Below are 12,438 nucleotides of genomic sequence, written 5' to 3'. Positions count from 1 at the left end.
CGGCGCCGATGCCACTGGGCACACCGCGACTGCCTGCCTGCCGGCCACCCGGCCGTCAGCACCGCGCCGCAGGTCACCGGGCAGGCCACAATGACGCACAACCACCTCAGCGGCGCGGCAGGGCACAGCGTGCAGGCCGGGCAGATCCACGGCGGCGTCCATCTGCACACCACCGCCCCTGCCGCCCCGCTGGTGCCCCACCAGATCCCGCCGGTGCCCTCGCTGGTCAACCGCCGTGGTGAACTCGCGCGTCTGGATGAGGTGATCACCCAGGAGACGTCGGCGGAGGTACCGGTCGTGGTGCTCACCGGTTCTCCCGGGATCGGGACCAGTGCCCTGGGCTCCCACTTCCTGGCCTCCCGTGCCTCCCGTTTTCCTGGCGGACTGCTCTATGCCGACCTGGCCCCGGTCGAGGGCCGCCGCGCCGACCCCGTGGCTGTGGCGGCGGCGTTCACGCGGGCACTCGGTGTGCCAGCTGGCGCGCTGCCCAGTGATCCGGGCGACGTGCTCGGGCTGTACCGGACACTCACCGCCAGCGCTTGCGGTGTGGGGGTGTTGCTGGATCACGTCACCGACCCCGAACAGGTCTCGGCGCTGGTGCCGGCCGGGGCAGGCAGTGTCCTGGTGGCCACAACCAGCACCCTCACGCCTGGACTGATCCGGATCTGCACCGGTTACCTGTCACTGCCGCCGCTGGACTTCGAGGCCAGCCTCGCCCTGGTTCTCCAGGTGCAGGCCCGAGGCGGCACCCAGCCGCCGGCAGCTGGGTCCGTCGAAGCGGGTGCTGAGCTCGCGCTCCTACGCCGGTGTCATGGGCATCCGCTGGCGCTGATCCTGGCCGCCGCCCGCCAGCACCTCGCCACGGTGACCGACGGTCCGGGTCGGTGCCATCCCGCTGGGGATGATGTCCTTGCCAGAGACGAAGACCCCATTGCCGATCGTCTGCGGGAGACGGTGGAGTCCCTGCCGAAGGCGACGCGGTCGGACTATCTGGTCCTTGGCCTGCACCCTCGGGTGCCCGTCACCGCCGGGCTGATGGCCGCGCTGCTGGACTGTCCGCTTTCTGCGGTACCCAGGCACCTTGAGCTGTTGCTTGCCCTCAGCCTGCTCAGCGAAGAGCCCACCACCGAGAATCACGGCGGTGTGTTCTACCGCTTCGCCTCGGCGCAAGTCCACGCCGACGCCCACGCACGCGCACACCACGAGCTGGGTCCCGCTCGCCTCGCCGCGGCACAGAAGTCCATTGTGGACTGGTATCTGGCCGCGTCCCGGCGCGTCTGTGCGGCCCTGTTCCCTGCCACGGCACTGCCGATCTGGCCCGATCAGCCGCAGCAGCCACTGCACGTCCCGGACGCCCTGAACGACCCGGAAGAGGCGTTGACCTGGCTACAAACTCGCCGTCAGGTGGTGCTGGCCGTGCTGCGCCTGGCGGAGAACGCCGGGATGTGGTGCGAGGTCGGGCTGATGGCCAGGGCGGTGCGCGCCTACGGCCTGCGGCTCAAGGACGGTGCGGCCGGAGTGCAGATCAGCCGCAGTGAGTTGCGCACTGCCCGTAGGCTCCAGAACCGGGAGCGGGAGATCAGAGCGCTGATCCGCCTGGGCTACTGCCTGCTGCGCACCGCCCAGTTCCTGCAGGCCCGCAGGCACGCCGCCCACGCCGCGCGTCTGGCCAGGAAAGCAGGGCACCTGCGTGAACAGGTGTCGGCGCTGCGGCTGCGCGCGCACATCGCCACGAAACAGGGCGCGTGGAGGGTTGCCCGGAGACGACTGGCCACCGCCGAGAAGCTGCTGCGGCACCGTAGCACCGGCGGTGTCTGGACGCTGGCGCTGGTACACCTGGAACAGGCCACCCTCGCCTTGCACACCGGACAACCGGCTCGTGCCGCAGAACTGGCCCGCACAGCGGGCGACCTGTTGCGGGCCGAACGCCCGCAGGACTGGCACAACGCAGGCCGCGCCGAACTTCTCGCCGCCCAGGCCTGCCATGCCCTGCACGACAGGGTACGGGCGCGAACCCATGGGGAGCAGGCGGTAGCCCTGCTGCGCACAGGTGGAGCGGGGCAGGAACTGGCCACGGCGTATCAGGGACTGGCTGAACTGGAGCAGGAAGCCGGGAACCGCGACGCCGCCCACGCCTGCTACCAGCGCGCTCTGGATGCCTACAGATACACCGATCACGCGGCAGCCACGCGAATCGGGCTGATCCTGGACAACCTCAGCGACGCCCTCCCCAGCGACCCGGCACAGCCATCATCCACAAAGGACACACCATCGTGATCATCGTGGCCAGTGACAGCGTCCCGTCAGGGCCCTCTCCCGCGGAGACAGAGGTCACCACCGACGCCCCGGCACTGCTGGCGATCCTGCACGCGGTGGATTCCTGGTCGGCCTATGGCCCTCCGTCACCACCGGCTCCGCCGGTGACAGTGACCGGCCAGGCACCGCAGCCGCCGGTGTCCCTGGTGGGGCGCCAGGCCATACTGGAGGATGTCGAGCACGCCGTGCAGCAGGCCCGCACCGGGCGAAGACCAGTAGTGCAGGTCACTGGTGCGGCGGGCATCGGCAAGACCGCAGTCGTGGCGCAGTGGGCACATCAGCACACCGCGGTCTCGGGCGAGCGGGTGCTCTGGGCCGGACTTGGCCAGCCCGGGGTGGATCCCCAGACAGCCGCGGCGATGGCGGTCAACGACTGGCTGTGCGCGGCCGGTGTCCCGCCCGCGGCGATCGACAGTGTCTGCGATGAGCAGGAGAAAATGGCGCTGCTGGAGCGCACTGTGTGTGGACCTACTGTGCTGGTGCTGGATCACAGCGAGGCTGTCCACGCCGAGCACCTCCGGGCGCTGGTGCCCCAGGGCCGCAGCACCGTGCTGGTGGTAGTCACACGCTCAACGCTGGACCTGGGGGTCGAGCACACCGACCCCGTCCGTCTGGAGGCATTGAACGAAACCGACGGGCGTGCGCTGCTGGCCGGAATGCTGGGAGGGTCCCGGATCGGGGCAGCCTCCGCAGCCTGCACCCGGCTGGTGCGTCAGTGTGTGGGAAACCCGCTGGCATTGACGGTGATCGGCGCCGGACTGGCCGCCGCACCGGATCGGCCGCTGACCGCGGCCACGGCCGCCCTGGACCAGGGGTTGCGCCGTCCCGGAACTCACTCACTGTTGGCCGCGGTGGTCGAGGTAGCCCGCGGGTGGCTGCCGCCTGTCTGGGACCGGGGGCTGCCGGCGCTGCTGTGTCACGGCCTGCCTGTCTCTCCCACGATGGCCGCCATCGCCTGCGGACTGGCCACAGTCGAAGAAGGCTATGACCTGCTGTGTGGGCTGGCGCAGCGAGGCCTGATCGAGGTTGTGGATCCGGTGCACTACCGCGCGCACCCCGCTCTGGCGCCGTACCTGCGCATCCTGCGCGCGGGTGCGGCCACCCTCGATCGGGATACGCGGCGCGCCATCCTGGTCCAGTACGCCGAGCAGGCCATGGCGGCCTGCACAGTGATCGGGGCCGGTCACCTGGCCGCCCCTCGACCGCCTACCACCCGCTTCGTTGTGCTCCCACCGCAGAGCACCGACGGCGCCTACACGTGGCTGCATACCCACCAAGCCGCGCTGCACCACGCGGTCAGTCACGCTCTGACTCACCGGGAACACAGTCTGGTGGCGCGCCTGCTGGAGGCGCTGACGGTGCTGTGCTTGCACCGAGGCGGCGTGCACCAGGTCGTACCGCTGCTGCAGACAGCCGTGGCCAGCTGCGGCGGTTCGCCTGTCTACCGGCTGCGACTGGAGGTGCTGCTCGCCGTGGCTCAGCTCTGCGGCGCCTGCTGCCGTGGAGGGCATCGCCACTTCGGGGACCCTCGACACGCCCTGGAGTCGCTGCGCATGCCCGAGGTGTCGAGCCGGCGGGCGCCCGGCCGGGTCGCGGGCATGGTGCAGGCGTTGCTGGCCGGGATGGCAGTGCGCATGCAGGATCCGGTCACCGCGGCGGCGCTGCATCAGCTGAGCATGGCTCTGGCCGCGCGTGCCGGTCATCCCGATTCCCAGGGCAGGCACGGCTGGCTGCTGGGCCGGGCCCTCGCCCATCCCGGCTCGCCCGCAGCCATGCAGCGTGCCCGTGCGCTCTGTGACAGCTACGCCCGGCTGCTATGCAAGGAGGGTCACTGGGGTACCGCGGCCCGGGTGGCGATCTCCACCGCGGTCGTGCTTGCCCGCCAGGGGCAACTCGGCGCCGCAGCGGAGCATCTCAACCAGGCTCTGCTGCCCTTGCGCGCCAACCGGTACGTACGGGATCGGGCCGTGGTGCACGCGGCCCTGGCCCTGCTGTATCTGCTGCGCGGTCACCGAGGGTGCGGTAGGGCCTCCTATGCCGAGGCATTGCTGGCGTTGCCCGCTGGCGATGAGGAGCGCACCCAACTCCAAGTCCTGCTTGGCTCGGTCTTCCCTCCGGATACGACAACCGGATCCCCATGCGCAGACCCCGACCCGGCAATCGAGGAAGGTGCGGCCCGGCAATGACATACCCGCCCAGCCTCGGACCCGGCCCCACCGCCGACAACACCAACGGCCCCACGACAACCATGATCGGACCCGGAAGGCAGATCAACCGTGTCACCCACATCAAGCAGCGCGCGCAGCACCGCCTGTCCGTCTGGTGCCTCGCGGGCAGGACCGATGCCCACACTCACACCTGCCCTGGCCAACCAGGTACCGACCAGGTCACTGTCCGCTCAGAGTGATCAGTCCGAATCGTCCAGGGGCGCGGCCGCTGTCCGGCTCTACGCCGAAGGCGTGCCGCTGGACACGATCCTGGACGTGTGCAGCCTGACCAGAAGGAGCCTGTACAAGCAGGTAGATGCGGCGAATGTGCCTCGACGCAAACGATCGCCGCGCCGCTACACCGGTCTCGACAGGCTGGCCGCGGCCATCCACGCCCAGAGGTTGCGTGACGAATGCGGCATGAACGCATCCAAAATTGCCCGGGACACTGGCCGGACACGATGGGCTATCCGTCAGTTCCTGAGCCTGGATGTCAGCCAGTACAGCGAGGACCACCGTGCTGAGGCACTCCGCCGTTGTCCTACACCGTTCCCCCCGCACTGGGCCAGTCCGGAGGAGCTTTCGGGCTGGGCAGCGGTGGCTGACCTCGACAGGTCCATCCGCGAAGCTGTCTAGCCTCGCGGTCTCGGCGGTGGTGAGCCCGCTGCACCAACGCCCTGCTTGAAATCAGCCTGCACCTGGACAAACTCGGTCGCGGTGCACCATGGGCAGCCGGAAGTGCCTGTCCTCACCAACTGCGAGCAGTAGTGCATGCACCTTCTCACCGCAATGTGTTGCCAACAAAGGAAATCATGAGCACTGTGCACCCCTGGCACTGGAGCAAGCACCTCCGCCACGCCGCGATGATGGCGGTCGTTGCCACAGCCCTCATCACCAGCGCCTGCACTGGTTCCAGCCCGCCGACTCCGCACCCGGCGGCGAAGTCCGAAGCCACCACGACCTCCTCCCGCACGAACAAGTACGGCGCACCACCACTGACCCAGCCCGAGCTCAACACCGCGCCGTTTGCCGATAATCGCTGCGCGCTGCTCTCCCCAGCTCAGCTCGCCCACCTTGGCATTACTGTCACAGGCCAGTCTGAGCCGGACACCCCACTTGGCCTTGCCTGCCGCTGGATCGCCACAGATACCCCGGCCAGGATCGACTTCTCGCTGGACATCAACACCCAGCTCGGCGGCCTCGACCAGCTCTACGGCCGCAAGAACATCTTCAAACAGTGGGAGCCAGTGGAGATCTCCGGCTATCCCGCCGTGAACGCCGCCGACATCCCCCTGCCAGGCCAGTGCCGCACGAACGTGGCGGTGTCCAACACCGTGCTTGTCGCGGTCACCCTGCAGCTCAAGAGCGGGGCAGACCAAGCCGCTGACTACCACGATCCCTGTCCACGCGGTGCCAGGATCCTCGACCAGGTCCTCATCACGCTGAAGGGTGACCGCTGATGCGCCTTCCCTTGCCAGTCCTGCTAATGGCGGTGGTGGCCCTCACCGGGTGCGCGGCTTTCCCAGGAGACTCGGCCATCTCCCCTACCTCCACCGCAACCACCTCTCATGTGAACAAGCATGGCGCACCGCTGGTAACCCAGGCCGAACTGGACATCACGCCGTTCGTGCCTGATCCCTGCCGCCTGCTCTCGCCAGCCCAGCTGGCACAGCTCGGCGTCACTGTCATCGGCCGCCCCGGCGAAGGCAGGCTCGGAAAATTCTGTCGCTGGATCGGCACCGACACCCCGGCCAGGTCAGACTTCTCGCTCAACATCAACACCCAGCTTGGCGGCCTCGACCGACTCTACGGCCGCAAGCGGGAGTTCCCGCTGTGGCAACCATTGGAGGTCGCCGGATATCCGGCGGTGATCGCCGACGACGCCGACAAGGAACTCGGCCAGTGCCGGATCAACCTGGCGGTGTCCAACACCGTGCTCGTCGCGGCCGGTCTGCAGCTCAGGAGCGGTGTGGGCATGCCTGCCGATTTCACCAACCCTTGCCCACGCGTTGTCGCGCTCCTTGACCAGGTCCTCGTCACTGTGAAGAGCAGCCGCTGAGGTGACTGCGGACGCAAGCTGCGGATGAGTCAGGGAGATGATCTGTGGTGAAGCCTGGTCCTGCGGCACGCCACGGCCACTGGGCTCCACTGGTTCACCTGGGTACACGCGTCCTGGTGTCGCGGAGGACACCATGGCAGCAGGCGGGTGGCCGCCACCTGGCAGGAGGGAGCCGCTGCCAGATGCGGATCTGGTTCTCGTTCCGGGTTGGTCGGCGGATCGTGGCTACGTCCGCCAGGCGCGGTCAGAGCAGGGTCGTCTCCGCATGTGCCGATGCTGCAACGGTAAGAGGGTCCGACATTCGCAGCGGTGCGATTGCGGTCATCTCCAGGTGGACGCAGAGCCCGGAGTGGTTGCTCAGGGCTGGCTGGTCGGCTCCTGGATGCCGGGTGGAGTGGTCGTAGAAGCACTCCAGCAGCTGCTGGGTGAGGCTGGGGCTGCCGTGGGCGTGGTCGTAGCGGTAGCCGTTGCGTATCTGCCGTCGCTGGGTCCAGCTGTGTTCGACGCGGTCGGGGTGTTCGCACCGGTAGAGATCGTCCAGGTGGTGCCTGGTGGTCAGGCCGCTATAGAAGTCGTACTCGAAAGGGGCGAACTCGCCACGGTGGGCGGGTTCGTGGCCAGGCTCGATCACGCGAAGAGTGCTGAGTAACAGCAGATGCCTCTCCGAGTCGGTGCGCGCCAGAGCTTGCTCGAACGCGGCGATCCAGCGCTGTTTCCGTTCGGTCGTGACCGCGGTGGCATCCCGGGGAGGCAGGCAGGCCCCGGCGATGCGCAGTGGCCCGGCGGTGGTCTCCACCACCACGGCGGTCGCCCGCGCGGGCAGGTAGTCCAGCTCCGTGCCCAGTGCATCGGCGGTGACGGCCAGCTTGCTGATGATCATCACTCCACGCTCACCGGGAGCGGGTACGGGGTTGGTGACCGCGTAGCCGGCGGCGGAGAACTGTGCGGCCAGCCAGGTGCTGCCCTCTCCCGCGCTGGTGTCGGTGAGCACCAGCACGTCCTCGCCTCGGGCGGCCAGCCGGGGCAGTTGCAGGCGGGCGTGGGCGAGTGAGGGGGCACCGAGGTTGAGAGTCAACAGGCTCACCATGCCGCGCGGGTCTCCTTCGCGGATGTAGGTGGATGCGGGAGGATTCTGGCAGCAATCATGCCCGGCGTTGCCTGCGTGGTCACGTACATCGTGGCCACCCGTCCGCCGTGCACGGACTCGTCCCACAGTGATGAGGTGGTCCGGAGGCTCCTGGTCGCGCTCTGGGCACCTTGTGCAGGGTGGTGTGGGATTTCTCTGGCCGGAGACCGGTGCCGTGTGCACCGTGTGGCGTAAGACAGCCGCGCGGACATCAGGTGAAGGGACAGCGGCATGACGCACTGGGGCACGTTGGACTATGTTGTGGTTGATCTTGAGGGCAACGGTGGCCAGCCGCCCGATCTGGTGGAGCTGGCTGTCGTGCCGATCATCGGCGGGATCGTCGGTGAGCCGTGGTCGTGGTTGGTACGGCCATCACAGCCCATCACCCGGTTTGTCACAGGGATCCACGGCATTAGCAATGAGGACGTGATCGATGCGCCCCTGTTCGCTGACGTTGAGGCCGCGGTGCGCGCGGCGCTGGTGGCGTCTGCGCTCGTCGGCCACAACGCCGCTGTCGATGTTGGAGTGCTACAGCGAAAGCTGGACAGGTGGGAGTGCCCGGAGGTCTTCGACACGCTCACGCTCGCACGGCGACTGCTTCCTGGCCGGGACAGCTACTCCCTCAGTGCGCTGGTGGCTGAGTTCGACCTGGCGGCAGGCCTGGGTGGGGATCTGCGGCCGCATCGGGCCGTCTACGACGCTGTCGTAACTGCGAGGCTGTTCGTGCACATCGCCGACGGGCGAACTCTGGAACAGCTGAGGAGTCAGCCGCCAGGACGTGGACAGGATGACCAGCTCGGCCTGTTCTGACCGCAGCCTGCACATCGGCGTTGACTGGCCCAGCAGCGCCAGGAAAACCGTGATCGTCCACCGCTCGGTACAGGCGCATGCCGGATCGAAGCCGCAAGGAGGCAGCGTGTGTGCTCCAGCGTCCCGCTGTGTGCGGACGCCGCCTGGCTTCGGGTCGGACAGGCCTGGCGTGCGGGCCGCACCAGCCCGACAGCCTGGGATTACCGGGGGTCGGTCGCCCCGTGCTCAGTGTGCCCGCCGTCGGGTCGGTAGCGTGTTTCCCGATCGTCCTCCGCTGCCATGCTCGACACAGCGAACTCCCACACCCAGGAACTGTCATCGACGTACAGGCGCGGTTCGGGCAATGTCAGGGGATTCTGGCCGGCACTGTAGTTACGAGGGACACCGAACATCTGCACCACGCAGCTGTGGTACAGGCCGCAGGGGCGGAGAAACGCCACCTCCCACGCATACCGCCCATCGCCGTAGTCCAGTTCCGGACGGCGAATAGAGGAGACCCGCTGATAGCCCCACTGGCTACAGACGTCAGCGGTGAACGCCTCGATGTTGGCAGTTGCGGTGTCCTCATGCGCGGTGGGGAGCGGGCCGCTACCGGGATTAACCAGATCCATGATCTTCGCCCTTCAGACTTCGATCAGCCTAGCGTGTGTTTCCACCTGTCAGCGGGTGTTGTGGCCTGGTTAATGTCGGTGTCGGGTGGTGACGGACCTTTCCGCCAGTCACATTGGTCACGACGCACCTGCCCTGGCGCGCGGCAGACTGGTGGATCGGGAGACTGGGGTCGGGCGCAGGCAGAGTCGGCCGCGGCGCAGGCCTGGCGGGGTGTGTGCTGGATGCGGATATCCGCGGCGGCATAGGTGCGGGTGCACGGTTCGGCGAGGCTGATCTGGTGGGCATCGCGACGCAGTTGACGTCGTGGCCGCCAGCGCAGTCTGAGGCGAACAGCTTGCCGAGTATGGAGATCTGGGTCGGCCCTCGGGCTTGTCCAGCCCGTCCAGGAACGGCTGGTGGAGGCAGGCATGGGCAGGCTCAGGAGTAGCCGCACCCACGACGCGCTGCGGGCACGCGAGAGTTGGGCCCCTGGTGAACAGACTCGCCTGGATGCGGCCACGATCGCGGTCAGATGCGGGTGGGGAGAATCAGGTGGCCGTCAGCAATGGCCTGCCAGCGGTCCTTGATCGCACCGGGCTGTACAGGCGGGCCACCGAGCTGTTCGATGAGGAGGCTGGAACAGATGTCCCGCAGAATCTCGATCTTGAGTCGGTAGGTGTGGGCGCGGTCGCCTCCGAGGGAGGTCATCCGGAGGGGCATCCCCAGGCGGGGTTCGTAGCCGTGCCGTGCGCCCTCATGGCTGGTGCTGGAGCGCTTGGGGTACATCACGATGTGCTTGGCCAGTGAGCGATGCTCGCTCGTCACTTCGTTGCCCTCGGCCAGAAACTCGGCGACCAGCCGGTGCGCGCCCTTGCGTCCGACTGCCGGGTCACGACGGTTACCGTGGATGGCGTCGTGGAGTTGTTCCAGCACGGCGACCAGCTGAACCCCCGCGGCAGAGTGGCGGCCTTCAGCCACGTCCAGGAGAGCGTTGTTGGCTGCTTCCAGCGCGAGGGTCTTCGAGTGGTGCTTCCCCAACAGCGGCCACGCATCGGGAACCCACTGTGGGATCAGCAGTGGGGCAACCGGCGGTACGGTTGGTGCCGGTTTTGGTCGCCAGCAGTGGCGCATTTCCCGTTGCCAGTTGTAGATGAAGTCGCTGTCCTCGATCTCCGGCCAGGTCCAGTGAATCCAGAGCTGAGGCAAAGCCAGGGACAGCAGCAGGCGCAGTCGATCCAGGTCATAGGCGGCAAGGTCTCTGGCGCCCTCGGTGGAGTAGGCGTTGACGGTTCCGTGAACCTGGATGGGCCAGAACGACACCGGGTAGGGACGGCTGCGGTCGCCGGGATGTGGGAGAACCTGGGTGGTCCACTCAGGGATGGCCGAGAGTGTCATGGGGCCGATGGAGATGGGCTCGTGCAGTCGCTGGGGCAGTGTGAAGCCGCGTTCGAAGGCCGCGCCTTGGTGGGGCGATGGGCCAAGAACGGCGCTCCAGGAGCGTGGTGGGGCCTGGTCGGCCTTGAATGAGGCGACAGCGGCTTCGACTACTTGCCTCCAGCGAGGGGCTTCGTGCGCGACCGTGTGAGTGGCGCCGATTATCTGGTAGTGGAGATCGTCCTTGTTCAACTCCAGCAGGAGAGTGCTGGCCATGGAGCCTGAGCTGATGCTGTCAGGACCGTGGCCAGAGAGCGCAGGAGTGTGCTGTCGGAGGTGGAACAAGAAGCGGTTGCGCTGATCAGGCGTGGACAACGGTGGCGCGCCGCAGGACCTGCTGTCCTTGGCGGCGGGTCCTGCGTGGTCGGCGTCAGTCATCTATTGTTCTCCAGCGGTGCGGTACAGCAGGCGTGCGATGTGAGCGGCCGCTGAGCATGCCAGGTGCTCAATGCGAGGACGATTCTGTTTCTCGATCGGGTGAAGGCATCCTCATGGTGGACAGCAATGGTGCACAGGCACCGGGATCGACGTGGGGTTCGAGGTGGGGAGGAAGGCGCCTGTGGCTCAGCCTCTGCTATACCTCATCGGACTAGTTTGAACAGGAGATCGCCTTGGATCCTGAGCTCCCGTCCGAGTTCTTGCCCGCACCCGAGTCCTACAGTCGACTCGACGATGGCCGATTCCGGGTGAAGATCACGGAGTTCGGCTACGTCGATGTCTCCACTGACTTGACTGGCGCGAAGATCACCGACTCGTCCATCGAGGACGGCGATACCTACCGGCGACACTGGAAGTACTACGGACACAGTCGCCAACTTGCATTGCTGCAGGCTTTGGCGGCGGCAGAAGAATGGGACGGGCAGCCAGGTACGGAGCCTGATGGGTGGGTGACGGCTTCGGATGGACGGCGCAGGCTTGACGGCACGTCCGGGTCCGAGTGCTATGCCCCCTGACCAGACTGTGTGCACCGGGGTGAGCGGTGTGGTGCGACGGCGAGAATCCGTGGGGCGCCGCGCACAGCGTCATCCCTGATCGGGCGCGGCACTCTCCGGCTTTCCGTTGGCGGGGCCGCTCCCCTTGAGTCGCTCGAGTTTCGCGATCATCCTCGCGGCGTCGGGACCAGGGTGTGCGAGGTCTTGCATGCCATGCGCGGCCGCCTCGGCGCCACTGGTGAACAAGGGCACCGGTGTGGTGTAGTCCACCACACGTTGTGCCGTCTCCGGGCTGATCCGCCCTTGGAAAACGCCGAGGCGTAGTGCGAGCAAGTTGTCGCCGTCGTGGCATCCTGCCCACCCAGCGCAGATCCGTGGCTTCGAGTTCGGGCCATCGGTCTGATGGCACTGCCACACACCGCGTGGCTGCATCCCAGTCTCGGCGTCGTAACGGGCCAGCTTGTCGTATTCGCTGGTGTCCCAAATGCCTGAGGGCACATCCTGCCGGTAGGGACACAGCGCCGCGCTCTGGATGAGCTGGGCATGATCTGGTGTGTCTACACCCACCAGGCACAGACAATGCTGGCCTTGGTGATCGAACACCACGAGCGCGAAGGCACCCTCGACATTCCTTTCAAAGCAACGTCGGCTGATGGGCTCAAGTACGGCGCGTGGCTGTCGCGGTGTAAGCGCGCACGCAACAAGGGCACCCTGGATCGGGTGATCGAAGCTGAGCTGACCCGCCGGGGCATGAACTGGAATCCCCGGTAGTTCAGCTGCGGTCCGCTCTGCTGATCATCACGTGCACGGTGGGCTTGCCCTCGTGGCGAAGCGGGCTGGCTTTGTGGCCATTCCATCACGTCAGTAGTACCCGGACTGACCCCCGCTAGTGTCCTGCGCCTGAAATCCGCTATCTAATTGTAGGATTCGGCGATGGCGGGTCGTGGACGGTCCAAGGTCGAG

Annotated in this window: 12 protein-coding genes; 8 read left to right on the top strand and 4 right to left on the bottom strand. The window is 67.2% G+C overall.

Annotated features, from left to right (window positions below):
- Nucleotides 1–90 precede the first annotated feature (90 nt).
- The 5 genes from MZC64_RS46125 to MZC64_RS46105 all read left to right on the top strand — a co-directional run bounded on the left by MZC64_RS46125 (nt 91) and on the right by MZC64_RS46105 (nt 6,582).
- Complete coding sequence (locus MZC64_RS46125) at nt 91–2,277, top strand: tetratricopeptide repeat protein (RefSeq protein WP_247766011.1); 2,187 nt, start codon at nt 91–93, stop codon at nt 2,275–2,277.
- A 5-nt stretch (nt 2,278–2,282) separates the two neighbouring features.
- Nucleotides 2,283–4,502, top strand: coding sequence for an ATP-binding protein (locus tag MZC64_RS46120; RefSeq protein ID WP_247766010.1), 2,220 nt, complete (start codon nt 2,283–2,285; stop codon nt 4,500–4,502).
- A 156-nt stretch (nt 4,503–4,658) separates the two neighbouring features.
- Nucleotides 4,659–5,159: a hypothetical protein gene (locus MZC64_RS46115; protein ID WP_247797803.1), complete on the top strand. Its 501-nt coding sequence runs from the start codon at nt 4,659–4,661 to the stop codon at nt 5,157–5,159.
- A 185-nt stretch (nt 5,160–5,344) separates the two neighbouring features.
- Nucleotides 5,345–5,983, top strand: coding sequence for a DUF3558 domain-containing protein (locus tag MZC64_RS46110; protein WP_247766008.1), 639 nt, complete (start codon nt 5,345–5,347; stop codon nt 5,981–5,983).
- The gene (locus tag MZC64_RS46105) at nt 5,983–6,582 is read left to right on the top strand and encodes a DUF3558 domain-containing protein (RefSeq protein WP_247766007.1); all 600 of its coding nucleotides are present in this window, start codon (nt 5,983–5,985) and stop codon (nt 6,580–6,582) included. The genes MZC64_RS46110 and MZC64_RS46105 overlap by 1 nt, the downstream gene beginning before the upstream one ends.
- A gap of 244 nt (nt 6,583–6,826) precedes the next feature.
- Here MZC64_RS46105 and MZC64_RS46100 read toward each other — a convergent pair whose 3' ends face one another.
- Nucleotides 6,827–7,669 carry a hypothetical protein gene (locus tag MZC64_RS46100; RefSeq protein ID WP_247766006.1) on the bottom strand — a complete coding sequence of 281 codons (843 nt, stop codon included), beginning with the start codon at nt 7,667–7,669 and terminating at the stop codon, nt 6,827–6,829.
- 270 nt (nt 7,670–7,939) lie between these two features.
- Between MZC64_RS46100 and MZC64_RS46095 the strand changes: the two genes are divergently transcribed.
- A complete protein-coding gene (locus MZC64_RS46095) occupies nt 7,940–8,518 on the top strand; it encodes a PolC-type DNA polymerase III (protein ID WP_247766005.1) in 579 nt (192 codons plus the stop codon).
- Nucleotides 8,519–8,718: 200 nt separating this feature from the next.
- Here MZC64_RS46095 and MZC64_RS46090 read toward each other — a convergent pair whose 3' ends face one another.
- Nucleotides 8,719–9,129: a hypothetical protein gene (locus MZC64_RS46090; protein WP_247766004.1), complete on the bottom strand. Its 411-nt coding sequence runs from the start codon at nt 9,127–9,129 to the stop codon at nt 8,719–8,721.
- Nucleotides 9,130–9,637: 508 nt separating this feature from the next.
- On the bottom strand, nt 9,638–10,921 hold the full coding sequence (locus MZC64_RS46085) for a hypothetical protein (protein WP_247797802.1): 1,284 nt from the start codon (nt 10,919–10,921) through the stop codon (nt 9,638–9,640).
- A gap of 233 nt (nt 10,922–11,154) precedes the next feature.
- Here MZC64_RS46085 and MZC64_RS46080 point away from each other — a divergent pair, with 233 nt between their 5' ends.
- Entirely contained in the window at nt 11,155–11,496 is a 342-nt protein-coding gene (locus MZC64_RS46080; RefSeq protein ID WP_247766002.1) for a hypothetical protein, read from the top strand.
- A gap of 69 nt (nt 11,497–11,565) precedes the next feature.
- On the opposite strand, the gene MZC64_RS46075 is transcribed toward MZC64_RS46080, so the two are convergent.
- Nucleotides 11,566–12,081 carry a DUF6283 family protein gene (locus tag MZC64_RS46075; protein ID WP_247766001.1) on the bottom strand — a complete coding sequence of 172 codons (516 nt, stop codon included), beginning with the start codon at nt 12,079–12,081 and terminating at the stop codon, nt 11,566–11,568.
- On the opposite strand from MZC64_RS46075, the gene MZC64_RS46070 reads away from it, so the two are divergent.
- The gene (locus MZC64_RS46070; RefSeq protein ID WP_247766000.1) at nt 12,067–12,246 is read left to right on the top strand and encodes a hypothetical protein; all 180 of its coding nucleotides are present in this window, start codon (nt 12,067–12,069) and stop codon (nt 12,244–12,246) included. The genes MZC64_RS46075 and MZC64_RS46070 overlap by 15 nt on opposite strands.
- Nucleotides 12,247–12,438 lie beyond the last annotated feature (192 nt).

Origin of the sequence: Crossiella sp. S99.2 (assembly GCF_023094165.1) — a bacterium.
Taxonomy (GTDB): Bacteria; Actinomycetota; Actinomycetes; order Mycobacteriales; family Pseudonocardiaceae; genus Crossiella.
Note: the sequence above shows the minus strand (reverse complement) of the source record. Positions and strands in the feature narration are given on the sequence as shown.